The 18,478-nt window shown below is 69.0% G+C and carries 18 protein-coding genes; 11 read left to right on the top strand and 7 right to left on the bottom strand.

Annotated elements, in window-relative coordinates; all coding sequences use genetic code 11:
• Window positions 1-67 precede the first annotated feature (67 nt).
• The 3 genes from ACFXN1_RS42965 to ACFXN1_RS42955 are packed head-to-tail and all read right to left on the bottom strand — an operon-like array spanning window position 68 to window position 3,712.
• Window positions 68-1,267, bottom strand: coding sequence for a hypothetical protein (locus ACFXN1_RS42965; RefSeq protein ID WP_379441050.1), 1,200 nt, complete (start codon window positions 1,265-1,267; stop codon window positions 68-70).
• Window positions 1,264-2,508 carry a hypothetical protein gene (locus ACFXN1_RS42960; RefSeq protein WP_379441049.1) on the bottom strand — a complete coding sequence of 415 codons (1,245 nt, stop codon included), beginning with the start codon at window positions 2,506-2,508 and terminating at the stop codon, window positions 1,264-1,266. Before ACFXN1_RS42960 ends, ACFXN1_RS42965 begins: the two co-directional genes overlap by 4 nt.
• 4 nt (window positions 2,509-2,512) lie before the next feature.
• Complete coding sequence (locus ACFXN1_RS42955; RefSeq protein WP_379441047.1) at window positions 2,513-3,712, bottom strand: hypothetical protein; 1,200 nt, start codon at window positions 3,710-3,712, stop codon at window positions 2,513-2,515.
• A gap of 320 nt (window positions 3,713-4,032) precedes the next feature.
• On the opposite strand from ACFXN1_RS42955, the gene ACFXN1_RS42950 reads away from it, so the two are divergent.
• The 4 genes from ACFXN1_RS42950 to ACFXN1_RS42935 all read left to right on the top strand — a co-directional run bounded on the left by ACFXN1_RS42950 (window position 4,033) and on the right by ACFXN1_RS42935 (window position 9,846).
• Window positions 4,033-7,437, top strand: a complete 3,405-nt coding sequence (locus tag ACFXN1_RS42950; RefSeq protein WP_379441046.1) for a pyruvate carboxylase — start codon at window positions 4,033-4,035, stop codon at window positions 7,435-7,437.
• Entirely contained in the window at window positions 7,434-7,991 is a 558-nt protein-coding gene (rsmD, locus tag ACFXN1_RS42945; protein WP_379441044.1) for a 16S rRNA (guanine(966)-N(2))-methyltransferase RsmD, read from the top strand. The genes ACFXN1_RS42950 and rsmD overlap by 4 nt, the downstream gene beginning before the upstream one ends.
• 70 nt (window positions 7,992-8,061) lie before the next feature.
• Complete coding sequence (locus ACFXN1_RS42940; RefSeq protein WP_379441042.1) at window positions 8,062-8,802, top strand: SDR family oxidoreductase; 741 nt, start codon at window positions 8,062-8,064, stop codon at window positions 8,800-8,802.
• A gap of 45 nt (window positions 8,803-8,847) precedes the next feature.
• Window positions 8,848-9,846, top strand: a complete 999-nt coding sequence (locus tag ACFXN1_RS42935) for a sigma-70 family RNA polymerase sigma factor (RefSeq protein WP_379441068.1) — start codon at window positions 8,848-8,850, stop codon at window positions 9,844-9,846.
• A 96-nt stretch (window positions 9,847-9,942) separates the two neighbouring features.
• Here the strand turns inward: ACFXN1_RS42935 and ACFXN1_RS42930 are convergent, their stop codons facing one another.
• The gene (locus ACFXN1_RS42930) at window positions 9,943-11,106 is read right to left on the bottom strand and encodes an alkaline phosphatase family protein (RefSeq protein WP_379463905.1); all 1,164 of its coding nucleotides are present in this window, start codon (window positions 11,104-11,106) and stop codon (window positions 9,943-9,945) included.
• A gap of 244 nt (window positions 11,107-11,350) precedes the next feature.
• Between ACFXN1_RS42930 and coaD the strand changes: the two genes are divergently transcribed.
• Entirely contained in the window at window positions 11,351-11,836 is a 486-nt protein-coding gene (gene coaD / locus ACFXN1_RS42925) for a pantetheine-phosphate adenylyltransferase (RefSeq protein ID WP_379386787.1), read from the top strand.
• A 73-nt stretch (window positions 11,837-11,909) separates the two neighbouring features.
• Here coaD and ACFXN1_RS42920 read toward each other — a convergent pair whose 3' ends face one another.
• Both ACFXN1_RS42920 and ACFXN1_RS42915 read right to left on the bottom strand, forming a co-directional pair.
• Window positions 11,910-12,965 (bottom strand): hypothetical protein, encoded by a 1,056-nt coding sequence (locus ACFXN1_RS42920; protein WP_379441040.1) that lies wholly within the window; start codon window positions 12,963-12,965, stop codon window positions 11,910-11,912.
• A gap of 222 nt (window positions 12,966-13,187) precedes the next feature.
• On the bottom strand, window positions 13,188-13,745 hold the full coding sequence (locus ACFXN1_RS42915) for a GtrA family protein (RefSeq protein WP_379402771.1): 558 nt from the start codon (window positions 13,743-13,745) through the stop codon (window positions 13,188-13,190).
• A gap of 265 nt (window positions 13,746-14,010) precedes the next feature.
• Here ACFXN1_RS42915 and ACFXN1_RS42910 point away from each other — a divergent pair, with 265 nt between their 5' ends.
• The 6 genes from ACFXN1_RS42910 to ACFXN1_RS42885 all read left to right on the top strand — a co-directional run bounded on the left by ACFXN1_RS42910 (window position 14,011) and on the right by ACFXN1_RS42885 (window position 18,053).
• A complete protein-coding gene (locus ACFXN1_RS42910; protein WP_379402770.1) occupies window positions 14,011-14,757 on the top strand; it encodes a DivIVA domain-containing protein in 747 nt (248 codons plus the stop codon).
• A 145-nt stretch (window positions 14,758-14,902) separates the two neighbouring features.
• The gene (locus ACFXN1_RS42905; protein WP_379402769.1) at window positions 14,903-15,523 is read left to right on the top strand and encodes a YceD family protein; all 621 of its coding nucleotides are present in this window, start codon (window positions 14,903-14,905) and stop codon (window positions 15,521-15,523) included.
• 2 nt (window positions 15,524-15,525) lie between these two features.
• Window positions 15,526-15,708, top strand: a complete 183-nt coding sequence (rpmF, locus tag ACFXN1_RS42900; protein WP_040859971.1) for a 50S ribosomal protein L32 — start codon at window positions 15,526-15,528, stop codon at window positions 15,706-15,708.
• Between the two features lie 16 nt (window positions 15,709-15,724).
• The gene (gene rnc, locus ACFXN1_RS42895; protein ID WP_379402768.1) at window positions 15,725-16,495 is read left to right on the top strand and encodes a ribonuclease III; all 771 of its coding nucleotides are present in this window, start codon (window positions 15,725-15,727) and stop codon (window positions 16,493-16,495) included.
• Entirely contained in the window at window positions 16,496-17,353 is an 858-nt protein-coding gene (gene mutM, locus ACFXN1_RS42890) for a bifunctional DNA-formamidopyrimidine glycosylase/DNA-(apurinic or apyrimidinic site) lyase (protein WP_379441039.1), read from the top strand.
• A gap of 118 nt (window positions 17,354-17,471) precedes the next feature.
• On the top strand, window positions 17,472-18,053 hold the full coding sequence (locus ACFXN1_RS42885; RefSeq protein ID WP_379402766.1) for a dihydrofolate reductase family protein: 582 nt from the start codon (window positions 17,472-17,474) through the stop codon (window positions 18,051-18,053).
• Window positions 18,054-18,059: 6 nt separating this feature from the next.
• Here ACFXN1_RS42885 and ACFXN1_RS42880 read toward each other — a convergent pair.
• Window positions 18,060-18,478 (bottom strand): LuxR C-terminal-related transcriptional regulator (locus ACFXN1_RS42880; RefSeq protein WP_379463904.1); only part of this gene is annotated, 419 nt, incomplete at its 5' end.

The raw sequence follows: 18,478 nt of genomic DNA, 5'->3' as shown, positions 1-18,478 counted from the left end.
CCTCCCTCAGCACTGCCGGGATCCCGACCTTACGAATGTAGCAACGATCGTCACACCCGGCCCGGCATCAGATGTGCCCGTAGGCCAGTAGCTCGTACTGTGCCGAAAGTCGTTGGCGCAGATCCTGGGACTGGTCGGCGAACACCTCGGCGACAAAGTGGTCGTAGGGCAGATAGCACATGAATTTCGGTCCGGCGGTGTCCTTCTCGTCCTTCAGTTGCAGGCACCGGGCGGTCGCCAGGCCGGGCGGCGGGTCGATGGGTTTGTACCGGTCGCCCAGCTCGTCCACGAAGGCGCCGGTGAGCCGTTGCGCGCCCGCCGCGTCCCGGGCCCGGTAGACGCCGGAGAGCGCGTGCGCAACCAGGTCCACCCCGGCCTCGTCGAAGGCGCGCCGGGTGGCCACCGGCCGGTCGTCGAGGGTCAGGGCGGCATGGGGACCGTACAGTCCCTCGGTCGCCCAGATCTGGCCCTTGCCCGGCGGCAGGGTGCGGCCGAGTAGATCCTCGGGATCGGCGGCCAGCCCGGCGAGCTGATCCAGCGGGGTGGGCCGGTAGTCCCGCATGGCCTCGATCGTCTTGTCCAGCACCAGTTTCGCCGTGTCCAGCAGAGCCCCCGGACCGTCGGGCACCGTGAGGTCGTCCTCGATGTAGAGCCAGTAGAGGTAGTCGTCCCGCGCGTAGGTGGCCTTCACCCATTCGAGCGAGGTCAGCGCCGCCTTGGCGGTGGGGTACCCGGGAATCTGCAGCGGCCCCTTGTCCGGATTATCCGGACTGGCCAGTCCGACAAGGAAATTCCCGGCCGTCGCGGCCTGCTCGGGCTTCGCGAACCGCAGCACCGTGATGTCCACGTTCAGCCCGAGCGTGGTGTCGGACCGATGCCGCCCGCCCGACTCCCAGCCCGAGATCAGGCCCGGCGCTTCGTCATTGAAGTTGTCGATGCTGATCGGCGGGTAGTCCGCCGTGATCGCGTGCGCGGAATTGTTGAACACCAGGCGGTTGTCGATATCCAGGGCCAGCGGCACGTGCTCGGCCATCCGGATCGACTCCTGCAGCAGATCGCCCACCGTGATGTCGGGCTTCTGGCTGGTGATCGTGCGCGGTACAACCGGGTAGTTGCCCGGATCCAGTTGAGAGGTATCGACGATCGCGGCCCTCGAAGCGGGAGTCGCGGGATCGCGATGGTCCGAGCCGCACGACGCCGCGAGGACGGCCGCCAATGCCAGCAGGACCAGGCGGCCGGGCAGGGTGCTGGTGCGCTCGGTGGTCATGACTGTCCGCTCTTGGCCAGCATCGAATACTGCGCCGCCACCCGTTGCGGGAACGAGGCCGGTGCGCCGCCGCTGAACCGCGCCTCCGCTCCGATCACCGCGACATACCGGCCGTACACGACCGCGCAGATGTAGGTGTACTGGCGAATCGGCTCGGGTTCATCGAGCTGGATGCAGTGCGCGTCGGTGATGCCGGGTGGATTGGGGAATTCGTCGTCGTCGCGGCCCAGGGTGGTCAGCGCGGCCTGTAAACCGAAGGCGGCCGCCAGGTCCCGGGTGCGGTAGACGGTCGCCGCATTGCGGGCGACCAGATCCACCCCGGCCGCGGCGAATGCCTTGCGGGCGGCGGCGCCGTCGCGTTCGTAGTGCAGGGCGCCCGCCGGGGTGTAGACACCGCCGTAATTCCACCCGAACTGGTCGGCGTCGGAGGTGTCGTACTTGTTCGGCAGCGTCGATCCCAGGATGTTGTCGGGGTTGATCGGCAGATCGGGGAGGTCCTCCAGCGGCGTCGGCGTCAGATCGGCCATCCGGGCGAGCTGGGCCTGCACCATGGCCCGCAATCGCACCCCCAGCGCGGCCGGATCGGCCTGCGGGATCACGGCGTGGCCGACTATCGCGTACACGCCGTGCACCGCGAAGACCTGGCCCTTGGCATCGGTGATCGACGACGCCCGCGCGTCGACGCCGTCGATCGGAATCGGGTGCAGCCCAGGGGCGGCCAGCGCATCGGCGAACCCGTCGATCGCGGCCCGGGCGGCCGGCTCGGTCGGAAACCGCATGACCGCCAGCGTGATGTGCTTGCGCGCCCGGACACTGTTGTTGTTTCGCCAGATGTACGCGCCCGCGATCATGCGATTGTTCTGGGCGACCGCCTGCCAGGCCTTGGGGAAGGGCCCGTCGGTGTCGTCGAAGTTCGCGTCGGAGGTGTCCAGCACCCGGGCCCCGCCCAGATACGTGACGTCGGGATCGATTTCGTCCGGACCGACCAGATAGGTCATCATGCGGCGCGACTCGATCTGGTACGCGTCGGTGGCGACCGAGTACGTCGGGGCGTACTCGACCGGGGCCGAAGGATACGGTCCGACAACGAGTTTCGAGAGGTCGGCCGGTGTCATGCCGGGGATCGGGCGACCCGGAACCGTCGACGACGCCGCCGCGACGCCCAACGCCAGGACGGCCGTCACCACCGTCACGATCGCCAGAACCATTCGCGGCCTGCGGAATTCGCGGATTCGCCTCACGCCGTCACCTGCTCGTCACCAGGACGTACTCGGCCGAGGTCTTCTGATACAGCTCCGGCACGTTCATGGCGCCGATCTGCACGGTGTACCGGTCCACGTGGAAGTTGCACTGGTTGGCGACCACATTTCCGTGGTCCAGCACCGCGAAACAGCCGATGTCGCCGGGGAAACTCGGCGGCGGGGCGATGCTCCGGCGATCGCCGGAGGTGTCCGTGGACGGATTCCACCGGTCCCACAGCGCGCGGGCCGCCGTCCCGGTCCGGCTGTGGAACACCAGCGCGTCGCCGTAGCCGACCAGGTCGATGTCGCCGACCGTCAGGAAATCGAGGTCGTTGTCGGTCAGGCTCTGCAGCGCGCCGCGGCCCGTGTACACCCCGTCCGGATCCGGCCGCATGGGCTCTTCGGGATTCGTCGGCAGGGTGCGGCCGAGAATGCCGTCGGGATCGAGCGGCAGGTGCTCGAACCGGTCCGTGGGTGTGGGCTGGAACCGGTCCAGCAGCGGCAGCGCCACGTCCAGCATCCGTTCGGTGCGGGCGGTCAGGTCGGCCAGATCCGGTGCGGCGGCCAGCTCGTCGACCACCTTGATGAACACCACGTAGCGGTCGTGCACGGTCCAGGAGCCGATCGAGGCCACGTTCGGCCGCCAATGCGCCTTGCTGTCAGGGTATTTCGGCAGGGTGACGGCCCGGTTGTCGACGTTGTAGGTGAAATCGTCGTGTTCGAGCGCGGGGCCGACGGCCGCGGCGCGCCCGGCGTCCGGCAGCTCCAGCACCGCGATGCTCAGCCTGCGGTGCTTGTCGTCGGAATCGGATCCGGTGCACCAGGTATCGACCCAGCCGCCGCGCAGATCGTGGGCGACCTCGTCGAAGGTGTCGTTGATGAGGATGTCGCCCAGGCCCTTGTGATTGGTGACGATGTGCGGGCGGACGTCGTTGGAGCACTCGTAGGCGTAGTCCCGGTCGGCCTCGAACGGCAGCGCCACGTAGTCCGACAGCCGCTGTGATTCGCGGATGCGGGATTGCTTGTCGGTCTTGGCATTTCCCACCACGCGCGGCGTGACCTGATAGTTGCCGACCTCGAGGCTGGCCGGATCGGTCTGCTGCCGCACCGGTTGCCCGGAAACGCTGGTGGCACAGCCGGTCGCGGCGGCGAGCACGACCGCGACACCGCACAGCAGCGGCGCGCGCGACGCGAACGATCTCACCGTCCCCTCCTCGCGCCGGATGTTACCGGCGCGCAAGCCTTCTCGCGCGGCTTTGGCGGCCGGCGGTGTGGTCTCGGACACGATCGCGCCGCAATCCGGGCACCGGGATGTCTCGGCGCGCGCCCGCGCCTCGGCGGGCCGCGGGGGCGCAATCCTTAGCATGACGGCGAATTCCGTGGTCGGAGCGTCGCAACCCTCACCGACAGGGATGTATCGCGGTGATTAACACAAATTCGCAACCGGAAGGTCTGTCCTGTGAAGATTGCACCGAACGGGACTTCGATGCCCGATCCGTATCCCCGGGCAGGTACCTTCTACCCATGTTCTCCAAAGTCCTGGTCGCCAACCGCGGCGAGATCGCCATTCGCGCCTTCCGCGCGGCCTACGAACTCGGCATCGGTACCGTCGCGGTTTTTCCGTACGAGGACCGCAACTCCGTGCACCGGCTCAAGGCCGACGAGGCCTACCAGATCGGTGAGCCCGGCCACCCCGTGCGGGCGTACTTGTCGATCGAGGAGATCATCAAGGCCGCCAAGAGCGCCGGTGCCGACGCCATCTACCCGGGCTACGGCTTCCTGTCGGAGAACCCGGACCTGGCCGCCGCCTGCGCCCGCGAGGGCATCACCTTCATCGGCCCGTCCGCGCAGGTCCTCGAACTGACCGGTAACAAGGCGCGCGCCATCGCCGCCGCCAAGGCCGCCGGACTGCCGGTGCTGCGCTCGAGCGAACCGTCCGCGGATGTGGACGCGCTCATGACCGCCGCGGAGTCCATGGAGTTCCCGCTGTTCGTCAAGGCCGTGGCCGGCGGTGGCGGGCGCGGCATGCGGCGGGTCACAGATCCGGCCCAGCTGCGCGAATCCATCGAGGCCGCCGCGCGCGAGGCCGAATCCGCCTTCGGCGACGCGACCGTCTTCCTGGAGCAGGCGGTGGTCAACCCCCGCCACATCGAGGTACAGATCCTGGCCGACCAGCAGGGCAATGTCATCCACCTCTTCGAGCGCGACTGCTCGCTGCAGCGCCGCCACCAGAAGGTGATCGAGCTCGCCCCGGCCCCGAATCTGGATCCCGAACTCCGCGACCGCATTTGCGCCGACGCGGTGGCCTTCGCCCGCCAGATCGGTTACTCCTGCGCGGGCACCGTGGAATTCCTGCTCGACGAGCGCGGGAATCACGTGTTCATCGAGATGAACCCGCGAATCCAGGTGGAGCACACGGTGACCGAGGAGATCACCGATGTCGACCTGGTGCAGTCGCAGCTGCGCATCGCCGCCGGGGAGACCCTGGCGGATCTGGGCCTGAGCCAGGACGGCATCCAGATCCGGGGCGCGGCGCTGCAGTGCCGCATCACCACCGAGGACCCGGCCAACGGCTTCCGGCCCGACACCGGCCGCATCACCGGCTACCGCTCGCCCGGCGGCGCGGGCGTCCGCCTGGACGGCGGCGCGAATGTCGGCGCGGAGGTCGGGGCCTACTTCGACTCCATGCTGGTCAAGCTCACCTGCCGCGGACGCGATTTCGCCACCGCGGTGGCGCGAGCCCGGCGCGCGGTCGCCGAATTCCGCATCCGCGGCGTGACGACCAACATCCCGTTCCTGCTCGCGGTGCTGGACGATCCGGACTTCCGCGCGGGCCGGGTGACCACCTCGTTCATCGACGAGCGGCCGCAGCTGCTCACCCTCAAGAGCTCGGCCGACCGCGGCACCAAGATCCTGCAGTACCTGGCCGACGTCACCGTGAACAAGCCGCACGGCTCGCGGCCGACCAAGGTGTACCCGCACGACAAGCTGCCCGCCCTCGACATGACCGTGCCGCCCCCGCCCGGCACCCGGCAGCGGCTGCTCGAGCTGGGACCGGACGGCTTCGCGCAGTGGCTGCGCAACCGCGAGGGGGTGGCCGTCACCGACACCACCTTCCGCGACGCGCACCAGTCGCTGCTGGCGACCCGGGTCCGCACCAATGGCCTGCTCGATGTGGCCGGGCACGTGGCGCGCATGACGCCCGAGCTGCTGTCCATCGAATGCTGGGGCGGCGCAACCTACGACGTGGCGCTGCGCTTCCTCTACGAGGACCCGTGGGAGCGGCTCGCGGCGCTGCGCGAGGCGGTGCCGAACATCAACCTGCAGATGCTGCTGCGCGGCCGCAACACCGTCGGCTACACGCCGTACCCCGAAAAGGTCACGCGCGCTTTCGTTTCCGAGGCCACCGCCACCGGCATCGACATCTTCCGCATCTTCGACGCGCTCAACAATGTCGACCAGATGCGCCCGGCCATCGACGCCGTCCGCGAAACCGGCACGGCTCTGGCCGAAGTCGCGCTCAGCTACACCGGCGACCTGTCGAACCCGAGCGAGGACCTCTACACCCTCGACTACTACCTCAAGCTCGCCGAGCAGATCGTCGAGGCCGGGGCGCACGTCATCGGCATCAAGGACATGGCCGGACTGCTGCGCGCGCCCGCCGCGCACACCCTGGTCACCGCGCTGCGCCGGGAGTTCGACCTGCCCGTGCACGTGCACACCCACGACACCCCGGGCGGCCAGCTGGCCACCTACCTGGCGGCCTGGCAGGCCGGTGCGGACGCCGTCGACGGCGCGTCGGCGCCCATGGCGGGCACCACGTCTCAGCCCGCGCTCTCGGCCATCGTTGCGGCAGCGGCGAATTCGCCCCACGACACCGGGCTGAACCTGCAGAACGTGTGCGACCTGGAGCCGTACTGGGAGGCGCTGCGAAAGGTGTACGCGCCGTTCGAATCCGGGCTGCCGGGGCCGACCGGCCGCGTCTACCACCACGAGATTCCCGGCGGCCAGCTGTCGAACCTGCGCCAGCAGGCCATCGCGCTCGGCCTGGGCGACCAGTTCGAGCAGGTCGAGGCCAAATACGCCGCGGCCGACCGGATGCTGGGCCGGCTGGTCAAGGTCACCCCGTCCTCCAAGGTGGTCGGCGATCTGGCGCTGGCACTGGTCGGCACCGGCGTCGACGTCGAGGACTTCGCCGCCGACCCGGGCCGCTACGACATCCCGGACTCGGTCATCGGCTTCCTGCGCGGCGAACTCGGCACCCCGGCCGGCGGCTGGCCCGAGCCCTTCCGCAGCCGCGCCCTCGCCGGCCGCGGCCCCGCCAAGCCGGAAACCCAGCTGACCGCGGCCGACGAGGCCGGGCTGAACGGGACCTCGGCCGAGCGCCGGGCCACCCTCAACCGCCTGCTGTTCCCCGGCCCCACCGCCGAATTCGTCGCCCACCGCGAGAAGTTCGGCGACACCACCGGGCTGTCGGCCAACCAGTTCTTCTACGGCCTGCGCCACGACGAAGAACACCACGTCCAGCTCGACAAGGGCGTCACCCTGCTCATCGGCCTGGAGGCCATCTCCGAACCCGACGAGCGCGGCATGCGCACGGTCATGTGCATCCTCAACGGGCAGCTGCGCCCCATCACGGTGCGCGACCGCTCCATCGCCAGCGAGATCCCCGCCGCCGAGAAGGCCGACAAGACCAATGCCGGCCACATCGCGGCGCCCTTCGCCGGCGTGGTGACCCTGGCCGTCTCCGAAGGCGATTCGGTCGCGGCGGGCGACACCATCGGCACCATCGAGGCCATGAAGATGGAGGCCGCCATCACCGCCCCGCGCGCCGGCGTGGTCCGCCGTGTGGCCATCGCCAAGGTGCAGCAGGTGGAGGGCGGCGACCTGCTAGTCGACGTGAGCCTCACCGAGGCCGCCGCCGAATGACCCGCATCGTGGCGGGTACCGCCGGGGGCCGACGCCTGCGCGTCCCCCCGGCGGGCACCCGCCCCACCTCCGACCGGGTGCGCGAGGCGCTGTTCAGCCTCCTGCACGCCCGCATGGATTTCGACGGCCTGCACGTCCTCGACCTCTACGCGGGCTCGGGGGCGCTGGCCCTGGAGGCGCTGTCCCGCGGCGCCTCGCACGCGCTGCTCATCGAAGCGGACCGCAAGGCCACCGCCATCATTCGCGGCAATATCGGCGACCTCGGGCTACCGGGCGCGGAGCTGCGCCAGAACTCGGTCATCAGCGTCCTGTCGGGTGCGCCGCCGGAACGCTACGACCTGGTCTTCTCCGACCCGCCCTACGACCTCGACGTCGCCGACGTGCAGGCCGACCTGCGCGCCCTCGCCGCCAACGGCTGGCTCCACGACGACGCCCTCATCGTCGTCGAACGCTCCACCCGCTCGCCCGAGATGTCCTGGCCCGACGGCTACGCACCGCTGAAGTCCCGCACCTACGGCGAAACGCGCATCGATCTGGCCGAATTCGAAGGCTGACACCCGACGGATTTCCCGGCTGCCGCCGGTCTGAATACCGACAGGAACAGACCGGAGTAGGGAGTACGTGATGTCGGATTCGATACGGACCGCCGTGGTCACCGGTGCGAGCCGGGGATTCGGGCGGGCGATCGCCGCCTCGCTCGTCGCGTCGGGCGCGCGGGTGATCGGCGTGGCGCGGGACGAGCAGGCACTACAGGACGTCCGTGCGGAGCTCGGGGACCGATTCGTGCCGGTGGCGGCCGACGCGACCGAGGAAGCCGTGGCGCAGAAGGTGATTCGCGGGTACCGGCCGGATTTGCTGGTGCTCAATGCCGGGGCCACTCCGCCCCTGGCCCCCGTGCACGAGCAGACCTGGGAGACCTTCAGCCGCAACTGGGAGACTGATACCAAGCAGGCGTTCGTCTGGATCGGGGCCGCCCTGCGGGAGCCGCTGCCCCCGGGGAGTGTGGTGATCGCCATGTCGAGCGGGGCCGCGCTGGCCGGGTCGCCGCTCAGCGGCGGATATGCGGGAGCCAAGTCCACCATCCGATTCATCCGGACGTACGCCGCCGAGGAATCGGACCGCGCGGGGCTCGGAATCCGGTTCGTGGCGCTGCTGCCCCGGCTGACACCGGCCACCGAGCTCGGCCGGAAAGGGGTCGCGGGGTATGCCGCCCGGCAGGGCATCGACGTGGAAACCTATCTCGCCGGGATGGCGCCGGTGCTCACACCCGAACAGGTCGGCAAGGCGGTGGTCGAACTCGCCGATGATGCCGGCAGCGCGGCGGAATACTTGGTGAGCGGCGCCGGGCTGAAGCAGATCGGCTGAGGGGTCGCGACCATGACGACCAGCGCACCTCCGGGAGTAGCGGCCATGCCCTCCGACACCGAACGGCCCGCGGTCATCGCACCGCCCACCGAGCGCGAATTCACTGCTCTCACACAGCGATTCCGGCCGGAGCTGCTCGCGCACTGCTATCGCATGCTGGGGTCGGTGCACGATGCCGAGGACCTGGTGCAGGAGACCTACCTGCGGGCCTGGCGGGGGTTCGGCGGGTTCGAAGGCCGGTCGTCGCTGCGGCACTGGCTGTACAAGATCGCCACCATGGCCTGCCTGACCGCGCTGGAGGGGCGCTCGCGCCGGCCACTGCCGTCGGGGCTGGGTGCGCCGGAGGACGATCACCGGGTGGCGATGGCGGCCCGGGAGCCCGAGGTGGCGTGGTTGCAGCCCGCGCCGGACTCGTTGTTCGGGTTCGACGATCCGGCCGCCATCGTGGCCGGGCGGACGGGGGTGCGGCTGGCCTTCATTGCGGCACTGCAACTGCTGCCCGCCCGGCAGCGCGCGGTGCTGACGCTGCGCGACGTGCTGGCCTTCCGGACCGCGGAGGTCGCCGCCATGCTGGACACCACGCCGACCGCCGTGGACAGTGCGCTGCGGCGGGCGCGGAGCCGATTGGCGCAGGCCGGGCCGGTGGAGGCGGACCTGGCCGAGCCGGACGAACTCGCGCAGCGGCGGCTGCTCGACGGCTATGTCGACGCGTTCACCCGCGCCGACCATGCCGCGCTGCTCCAACTCCTGCGTGCCGACGTGGAGATGGAAATGCCGCCCACGCCAACGTGGTTCACCGGACGCGAGGCGGTCCTCGGATTCCTGCGCAGCCGTATCCTGCGGCCGGGCCTGTGGCGTTTCACGCCGACCCGCGCGAATGGCCAGCCCGCCTTCATCGTTCACAAACGCGTCGACGACCACCACTACGAGGCCTACGGGATTCACGTCCTGACGCTGATCGGGGCCAGGATCGGGCGCATCACCGCGTTCAACGACCCGGCCCTGGTCCGCACCTTCGGCGCGGAGGCCGCGCTCGAACTCTGAGGCCCGGCCCGTCGCGAGATCGGAAGCGGGAGCGGCGGATACGGCGATGCCCGCCGTGTGCGACACGGCGGGCATCGTCAGGAATGTCCGAGAACGTCAGTTCTGGAACAGGTCCCGCAGCGATTCGGGAGCCTTGTACTGGCAGGTGTTGGCCAGGCAGCCCAGGTCCCACATCTGCTCGATGGCCGACAGCACCGAGTAGTGGTCGGCGAGGTCGGTGGACGTCTTGTGGTGGGGCTGGGGCTTGCCCTTCTCGCCCTGCTCCTTGTGCACCTTGTCGGAGTTGATCACCAACAGCGGGGCGTCGCCGCCACCGAGCACGGTGCCATTGGCGCCGACCGGGCTGCCCGGGCCGCCGGAGAAGCCGGAGTAGTCGTTCTCGTCCCAGGCGATCACGATGCTGGAGCGGGTCTTCTTCCAGACGTCCGAGTTCGTGATCTTGGTGACGGTGTCCTTCAGATAGTCGTCACCCAGGTGGATCGGGCCGTGCGCCACACCGGAAGCCGGCTCCTCACAGGTCGGCTTGTTGATCAGCGTCGCGGCCGCGTGGGAGAGGCCGTGCATGTCCGAGCACTGGTCGGGGCTGATCCAGGTGAAGGCCGGCACGTTGCCGCTCTTCAAGTCGGCGTCGAAGTTGTTCTCGAACGGCACGACCTTCTGCAGGCGGGCGTTGCCGGGGGAGTTGACGTCCGAGAAGTACATGAACGGGTTGTGCTTCTGGGCGTACAGCTTGACCGCGGTGCCGTCGACGTCGCCCGGCGCGAACTCGCCCTGGAAGCCGGCCTGCGGCATACCGCCCATGTAGGCCTTCCAGGACTTGCCCTTGCCCTCGAGCTCGTCGACCAGGTTCTTGCCGGCGAACATGTGCGGCTTGGCGGTCGCGCTGGCGATCTGAGCCGGGGTCAGCGCGGCGCCGGAGGTGCCGTCACCGGAGTTCGGGACGAATTCCTCGGGGGCGCAGGTGGAGTCGGCGCCGGCCTTGCAGTCGTCCCAGATGCCCTGGAAGTCGCCCGAGAACATGGAGAGGTAGTTCGGCAGACTCGGGTGGGTCACACCGTGGAAACCGGTGGACACGCCGTTGTCGTTGGCCAGCTGGTTGATGAACGGCGCGTCGGCGGTGTTGCCGAGGATGTCATCGTCCCCCTGGTTCTCCATCATGATGTAGAAGATGTGTTCCGGCGCCGCCCCTTGGCCGTTCCCCGGATCGGCCGACGCGGACGCGCCCACCAGGCCGCTGAACGCGCTCACCGTCGCAGCCACGGTGACTGCGATCTTCCGACCCAACGATGCCCTTGCCATATGTGTGTACTTCCTTCATCGAGCGAGATTGCCGATGCAGCTTCGCAATTGGGTCAGGAAACGATCAACGCGAGAAAACCGAACAGTACGCAAACGGGGAGCAAGCAGTTGCTAGGTTGTGGAACCATAGCTGACCAGGCATAACTGCGCAGCACCGGCCGGACCGGGCCGCGGCAGCCTCGCCGACATGCGGTAGCGTTCGACCATGGCTGGAGCACTGTGCCCCGGGTCGTTCGACCCCGTGACCAATGGACATCTCGACGTGATCGCCCGCGCCGCCGGGCAATTCGACGAGGTCGTCGTGACCGTCGTGGTGAACCCCAACAAACAGGGCATGTTCACCGTCGAGGAGCGGATGGACCTGATCCGCGAGGTTACCGCCCACCTGCCCAATGTGCGGGTGGAATCCTGGCGCGGCCTGCTGGTCGACTTCGCCAAACAGCAGGGCATCACCGCCATCGTCAAGGGCCTGCGCGATGCCACCGACTTCGGCTACGAGCTCCAGATGGCCCAGATGAACCGCAAGCTCACCGGTGTCGACACCTACTTCATCGCCACCAACCCGGCCTACGGCTTCGTCTCCAGCTCCCTGGTCAAGGAGGTCGCCGCCTACGGCGGTGACGTCGCCGACCTGCTCCCGCCGATCGTCCACAAGCGCCTGCTCGCCCGCATCGCCGAACGCCGGGCCTGATCGCCACCGCAGGGGCGCAACCCCTTCCGCCCCTGCGGAATCCGGCCCGGTTCAGAGTGCGCGGATCGCGGTATCACAGTGCGCGGACCGTCAGGCTGCGCGGTTCGGGCGCCGGAGCCGGCTCGATCCGGCCCTCCGGGCGGCGTCGGCGGGTGGCCAGGGCGGACCGCAGGTGCCGGGCCGGCCACCCCCTGACCAGGTCGTCCCAGGTCCAGCGGACCACGTCGAAACCGAGGGCGCGCAGATAGGTTTCGCGGGTCCGCTCGCGCTGCACGGCGGCCGCGAGGTCCTGACCCGGCCGCAACAGCCGGCCGTATTCGGTGGGGCCGTCGAATTCGCAGAGGACACCGGCGGATTCGTAATAGAAGTCGACCCGGCCGACGAACCGGCCGTCCGGGGTCAGCACATTGCCCTGCGATCGGGGCAGCGGCAACGCGTGCTGCTGGATCATGGTGCGGCTGAGGGACTCGCCGATGCTCTGACTGCGGCCGTCGAGCATCGCGATCACCTGCTTCGCCTGGCCGATCCCGTAGCGGCCCTTGGCCCGGGCGAGCTCCTCGCCCAGTTCGGCCGCTCCCAGCCCGAACATGCCCGCCAGCGCGTCGCCCGCCACGACGGCCGCGTCGAACGGCAGGGTCAGGGCCAGATCCACCACCGTCCGCGCCGGGGTGGTGACCAGCAGCCCGTCGAGCTCCGCCGCCGAATCCACCCGCGAACCATGGACTTTCGTGCAGGGCCTGGTCCGGCCGCCGCCGCGGCGGTTGCGGGTGACGCACAGGCGGTCCAGGGGAGTGCGCCAGAGCGTGGTGCCGTACAGCACGGCCGCCGACTGGTGACTCACCACGGTGCCCGCCGCCATGTCCGGCAGCACGGCCCGGATCAACTGCCGATGCTGTTCTCGCCGGCCCAGGGCCGGCGCGAGCCCGTGCTGCCCAGGTCTGCGCTGTCGCCCGTGCCCCCGCTGCTGCCCGAGGCTCCGCTGTGCGCCGCACCCCTCGAGCAGCGCCTGCCGGGATCCGCCTGTCCCGCACCGCCGTCCGCCACTCCCGGCCGTCCCCTCGGCGCTGGTGGCGATCGTCTCGGCCGTAGCGCCCATCGCCGCGGCGGCAGCCGGGGTCCGGGTTGTCACTCGCCCTCCCGGCGGGGCGGCCGCGGGCGCCGGTGCCGCACGCACGACCCGCAGACCCGCCCCGTCGGCCGCTGTGGTCGCGGCCCGGCCGTATCCCGCCGTCCCCCAAGGCATCCGCGCCAACGGTCCATGTCGGAACCCCTTTCGTCGTCGATGCTGTCTTGGACGCGGACAGGCCGAAAAGGGTTCCCGCACACGCGGAGAACACGGAGTGGGTGGGGCTCAGAACACCCAGAGCCGCAGGGTGAGGAAGCGCATGGTGCCGACCGCGGCGGTGATACCCAGCACCGCAATGGCTTCGGCGAGGCCGCCGATGCCCGGCTCGGTGACCTCGAGAATGGCCAGCCCACCCGAGGTGATGGCCAGTCCGGCCAGCGCGAGCGCGCCGCCCTCCAATTGCGCTGTGTACCAGCGCACGCGGTCGGCCGCCTGGAAGGTGAGCCGCCGGTGCATCTCGTTGGCCAGCGCGGTGCTCACGATGGAGCCGGCCAGATTGGCCAGCTGCGGGCCGCCGCCGTAGAGCGCGAGGAACAGCAGGATGTAGCCGACATTGCTGAGGCCGCCCACCAGGGCGAAGCGAATCAACTGCGCGAAGACCGCGTCGCCGCGGAGCCATACCCCGAGCCGGCCCAGCCAGCGCGAGCCTGTCGCGTGCAGGGCCTCGGTGCCGTGGGCGAGGGCCTCGGTGCCGTAGGCCAGGGCCTCGGTGCCGTAGGTATAGGTGTTCACCAGCCCGGTCACGGGCATCGTCGCCCGTTCCGGAATCTCGTGGACAGCCATCGTCTTCCCCATCCGAACACATGGGTGTCGGCCGGGCGGTCCGGAGTTCTTCCGGGCCACTGCCATTGGCCGACACGTTCTCGCCCTTCCACGGTAACACCAAGTGGAGTGGATTCCTCCACTTGTTTTTGTGGTCTGTGAAACAGACCATGTTCCGGAAAACCGGCGACACGCCGCGTCGGACCTTGTTGACAGCGCTGAGATTGGCAGACTGGCGGAAGCGGAGAGTCTCGCCGTGAGTCCTGGCAGGAGAGTGGGGTAGCACATGTACCGGGTATTCGAAGCGCTCGACGAACTGGTGGCCATCATCGAAGAGGCCCGTGGCATCCCGCCGACCCGTAATTGCATCGTGCCGCGCGGTGAGGTGCTGGAACTTCTGGATGATGTCCGCGAGGCGCTGCCCGGCGAACTCGACGACGCCCAGGACGTGCTCGATCATCGCGACAAGATCGTCACCGACGCCCGCACCGGCGCCGAGACCACGGTCAAGACCGCCAATGAGCAAGCGCACCACACGGTTACCTCCGCGCGCGACGAGGCCGACCGCATCCTCGCCGACGCCAAGGCGCACGCCGATCGCATGGTCGCCGAGGCCCGCGCCCACGCCGAGCACCTGGTCGGCTCGGCGGAGGAGGAGGCCGAGCGCACCGTCGCCGACGGCCAGAAGGAATACGACACCCTCACCGGCCGCGCCCGCGCCGAGGCCGACCGCCTGGCCGTCGCCGGACAGGCCTCCTACGACCGCTCGGTCGCCGAGGGCAAGGCCGAGCAGGACCGCCTGGTCTCGCAGACCGAGGTGGTCCGCGCCGCCCACGCCGAATCCGCCCGGCTCATCGACGGCGCCCAGGCCGACTCCGACCGCCTCCGTCAGGAATGCGACGACTACGTCGACGGCAAGCTCGCCGACTTCGAGGAAACCCTGCACAACACGCTGCGCATCCTCGGCCGCGGCCGCCACCAGGTCCGCCCCGGCTCCAGCGTTCCGGACTACGCCTCGGAATTCCGCCGCTGATCGCCGATCGTTTCGCCCCGCTTGCCTCATTTGGGCTGCAAGCGGGGCTTTCGGTATTGTTGGGTGGTTGCCCATTCCACACCTAAGGTGAGTGAGTTCGTAGATGCCTGCCGATTCCGGTAAAGCTTCGCGTCATCGTCATCAGATGACCGACGCGGGCTTCGCGCTGGACGTACGCAGTCTCGGGCGCGCGCCGGGGTCGATGAAGGAACGGCATCGGAGTTTCACCACCGACGCGCGGATCGGGCTCGACCTGGTCGCCATCCCCGCCGGTGCGCAGATCGAGATGGATCTGACGCTGCAGTCGGTCTCCGAGGGCGTGCTCGTCATGGGCACGGTGACCGCTCCCATCGAGGGTGAGTGCTCGCGCTGCCTCGAATCCTTCACCGACGAGATCGAGTTGCAGCTCACCGAGCTGTTCGCCTACCCGGACAGCGCCACCGAGCAGACCACCGAGGAAGACGAGATCCACCGTCTCGTCGACGACATGATCGACCTCGAGCCGGTCGTCGTCGACGCCGTCGGGCTGGAGCTGCCGTTGCAGCCGCTGTGTGAGCCGGACTGCGCCGGATTGTGCCCGGAATGCGGCGTCAAGATGGCGATTGCGGGTTCCGGCCACGGTCATGAGATACTTGACCCTCGCTGGGCCGGGCTCGCGAATTTCAGTGCTGAGTCCCCCGACGCAGAGTCTGTGTCGGACCCATCAACCGATTCCACCCTTGCGGGACACAACCGTGCCGCAAGTAAGAAGACAGAGGAGAGCTAGTCGTGGCCGTTCCGAAGCGCCGGATGTCCCGTGCCAACACCCACGCGCGTCGCAGCCAGTGGAAGGCCGCCGCGCCGACCCTGATCACCTGCCCGAACCGCGCCTGCGGCCAGAAGACCCTGCCGCACATCGCGTGCCCGAGCTGCGGCACCTACAAGGGCCGTCAGGTCACCTCCGCGATCTGATTCGCGTTCAGCGACCGTGACCGCCAGCAAGGATGCGGCGGATATTCCCGCCGTAGGTGATGCAGCCGACCATGCCAGTCTGCTCGAGGCACTCGGCGTGGACGTACAACCGGAGCTTTTGCGCCTAGCGCTGACGCACCGGTCGTACGCCTACGAGAACGGTGGCTTGCCGACCAACGAGCGCCTGGAATTTCTGGGCGATTCGGTGCTCGGCCTGAGCATTACCGAGCGCCTCTATCTGGAGCACCCGGACAAGTCCGAGGGCGAGCTGGCGAAGCTGCGCGCGAGCGTGGTGAACATGCACGCGCTGGCCGAGGTGGCCCGCTGTCTCGGTGAGGGCGGTCTCGGTCGCCATCTCCTGCTCGGTAAGGGCGAGGAGCTCACCGGTGGCCGCGACAAGCCGAGCATCCTGGCCGACGGCATGGAGTCGCTGCTGGGTGCGGTGCACCTGCAGCACGGCATCGATGTGGCACGCACCGTCGTGCTGCGGCTGTTCGCCGAACTGCTCGAGCGCGGTCCCCGCATGGGGGCCGGGCTCGACTGGAAGACCAGCCTGCAGGAGTTGACCGCCGAGCGCGGCATCGGCGTGCCCAGTTACGAGATCACCTCCACCGGGCCCGATCACGACAAGGAGTTCACCGCCACGGCGGTGATCGGTGGTCAGGGTTACGGCCAGGGGGTGGGCCGCTCCAAGAAGGAAGCGGAACAGAAGGCCGCGGGCGCGGCCTACAAGGCGTTGAACGCCGAGAACGCGCCCGAGGGTTCGGCCGGCGGCTCGAAGAGCTAGATGCCCGAACTTCCCGAGGTCGAAGTCGTCCGGCGCGGGCTCACCGAGCATGTGGTGGGCCGCGTCCTGGACCGGGTGACGGTCGAGCATCCGCGTTCGGTGCGCCGGCACGAGCTGGGCGGGGACGATCTCGCCGCCCGACTGACCGGTCTGCGCGTCGAGAACGCGCAGCGGCGCGGCAAATTCCTGTGGCTCACCTTCGATGAGCCCGACACGTCTCTGGTCGTGCATCTCGGCATGTCCGGGCAGATGCTGGTGCAGCCCGCGACCGCGCCGCTGGAGAAGCACGCGCACATCATCGCCGCCCTCGACGACGGGAACGAACTGCGGTTCGTGGACCAGCGCACCTTCGGCGGCTGGATGCTCTCGGATCTGGTCGAGGTGGACGGGACCTGGGTGCCCGAGTCCGCCGCGCACATCGCGCGCGACCCGCTGGATCCGCTCTTCGACGCCGATGCCGTGGTGAAGACCCTGCGTGGCAAGCAGTCCGAGATCAAGCGGCTGCTGCTGGATCAGACGGTGGTGTCCGGTGTCGGCAATATCTATGCCGACGAGGCGCTGTGGCGGGCCAAGATCCACGGTGAGCGCTCGGCGGCCAAGCTGACCGGGCCCGCGCTGCACACGCTGCTCGGCGAGACGCGGAACGTCATGGACGAGGCGCTGCGGGCCGGGGGCACCTCCTTCGACGCCCTCTACGTGAACGTCAACGGCCAGTCCGGGTACTTCGAGCGGTCGCTCAATGCCTATGGGCGCGAGGATGAACCGTGTCGGCGCTGTGGTGCGATCATGCGCCGGGAGAAGTTCATGAACCGTTCGTCTTTCTTCTGCCCTCGTTGCCAACCCCGCCCGCGCGGCTGAGACCAGCGGGTATTCTTCGCTTCAAGGTCATTCCAGTGTGGCCGAGCCTCCCTATCCCGTCTGTCGAGGCGCTACCTTTTTCACTAGCGGCATGTGTCGTGCCGGCTGGAGGAAACAAATGCGCAAGCTGACCTACTACGTCGCGGCCACCATCGACGGATTCATCGCCACCGATGCGGGCTCGGTCGACTTCTTCCCGGTCGGGGGCGACCACGGGCCCGCGATCATCGCGCAGTATCCCGAGACCCTCCCGACCAAGGTTCGTCAGGTGATGGGCGTCGACAAAACCTGCCAGAACTTCGACACCGTGATCATGGGCCGCAAGACGCACGATTTCGGCGTCCGGACCGGCACTTCCAGCCCGTACGCCCATCTGCGGCAGTTCGTGGTGTCCACCACGCTGCCGGAGAATCCCGCCCCCGATGTGGAGTTGATCGCCGGGAACCCGATCGAGCGGGTGCGCGAGCTCAAGCGCGAGAAGGGGCTCGGCATCTGGCTGTGCGGCGGCGGTGAGCTCGCCCAGACCCTGCTGCCCGAGATCGACCAGGTGTTCCTGAAGCTCTACCCGATGGTGCTCGGCCACGGCCGCCCGCTGTTCGGCACGGCCGGTCACCTGCCCGAACCTGCCCGGTTCCGGGTGCTCACCAGCCGCGTCTTCGAGGACGGCGTGGCCTTCATCAAGTACAGCCGGGTGCGCTGACCGCCGCTATGCCAGGTCGTGGTCGAGCGCGTAGATCGCGGCCTGGGTCCGATCCCGGACACCCAGCCGCGTCAGGATGTTCGAGACGTGGTTCTTCACCGTGCCCTCGCTGACATACAGGGCGCGAGCGATCTCCCGATTGGACGCGCCGGTCGCCAGCAGGCGCAGGATCTCCGATTCCCGTTTGGTCAGGTCGGCGGCGGGTTGCGGGCCGATGCCGCGGCCCGGGTCGCGCAGCATGCCGAGCACGCGGGCGGACACGGTCGCCGAGTACTGATCGACACCGGCGTGCACGAGCCGGACCGCCGCGGCGAGATCGGCCGCCGGGAGATCCTTGAGCAGGTATCCACGCGCGCCCGCCCGCAGGGCCCGGATGACGTACTCGTCGTCGTCGAAGGTGGTGAGCATGAGGACCTTCGTGCGGT

The sequence above is a fragment of the Nocardia sp. NPDC059154 genome (assembly GCF_042755705.1).
GTDB lineage: Bacteria > Actinomycetota > Actinomycetes > Mycobacteriales > Mycobacteriaceae > Nocardia.
Note: the sequence above shows the minus strand (reverse complement) of the source record. Positions and strands in the feature narration are given on the sequence as shown.

What these genes read in the sequence shown, in the direction of transcription:
- ACFXN1_RS42965 (WP_379441050.1), bottom strand. Translation starts at nt 1,267, where the DNA reads ATGACCACCGAGCGCACCAGCACCCTGCCCGGCCGCCTGGTCCTGCTG.
- ACFXN1_RS42950 (WP_379441046.1), top strand. Translation starts at nt 4,033, where the DNA reads ATGTTCTCCAAAGTCCTGGTCGCCAACCGCGGCGAGATCGCCATTCGC.
- rsmD (WP_379441044.1), top strand. Translation starts at nt 7,434, where the DNA reads ATGACCCGCATCGTGGCGGGTACCGCCGGGGGCCGACGCCTGCGCGTC.
- ACFXN1_RS42940 (WP_379441042.1), top strand. Translation starts at nt 8,062, where the DNA reads ATGTCGGATTCGATACGGACCGCCGTGGTCACCGGTGCGAGCCGGGGA.
- ACFXN1_RS42935 (WP_379441068.1), top strand. Translation starts at nt 8,848, where the DNA reads ATGCCCTCCGACACCGAACGGCCCGCGGTCATCGCACCGCCCACCGAG.
- coaD (WP_379386787.1), top strand. Translation starts at nt 11,351, where the DNA reads ATGGCTGGAGCACTGTGCCCCGGGTCGTTCGACCCCGTGACCAATGGA.
- ACFXN1_RS42915 (WP_379402771.1), bottom strand. Translation starts at nt 13,745, where the DNA reads ATGGCTGTCCACGAGATTCCGGAACGGGCGACGATGCCCGTGACCGGG.
- ACFXN1_RS42910 (WP_379402770.1), top strand. Translation starts at nt 14,011, where the DNA reads ATGTACCGGGTATTCGAAGCGCTCGACGAACTGGTGGCCATCATCGAA.
- ACFXN1_RS42905 (WP_379402769.1), top strand. Translation starts at nt 14,903, where the DNA reads ATGACCGACGCGGGCTTCGCGCTGGACGTACGCAGTCTCGGGCGCGCG.
- mutM (WP_379441039.1), top strand. Translation starts at nt 16,496, where the DNA reads ATGCCCGAACTTCCCGAGGTCGAAGTCGTCCGGCGCGGGCTCACCGAG.
- ACFXN1_RS42885 (WP_379402766.1), top strand. Translation starts at nt 17,472, where the DNA reads ATGCGCAAGCTGACCTACTACGTCGCGGCCACCATCGACGGATTCATC.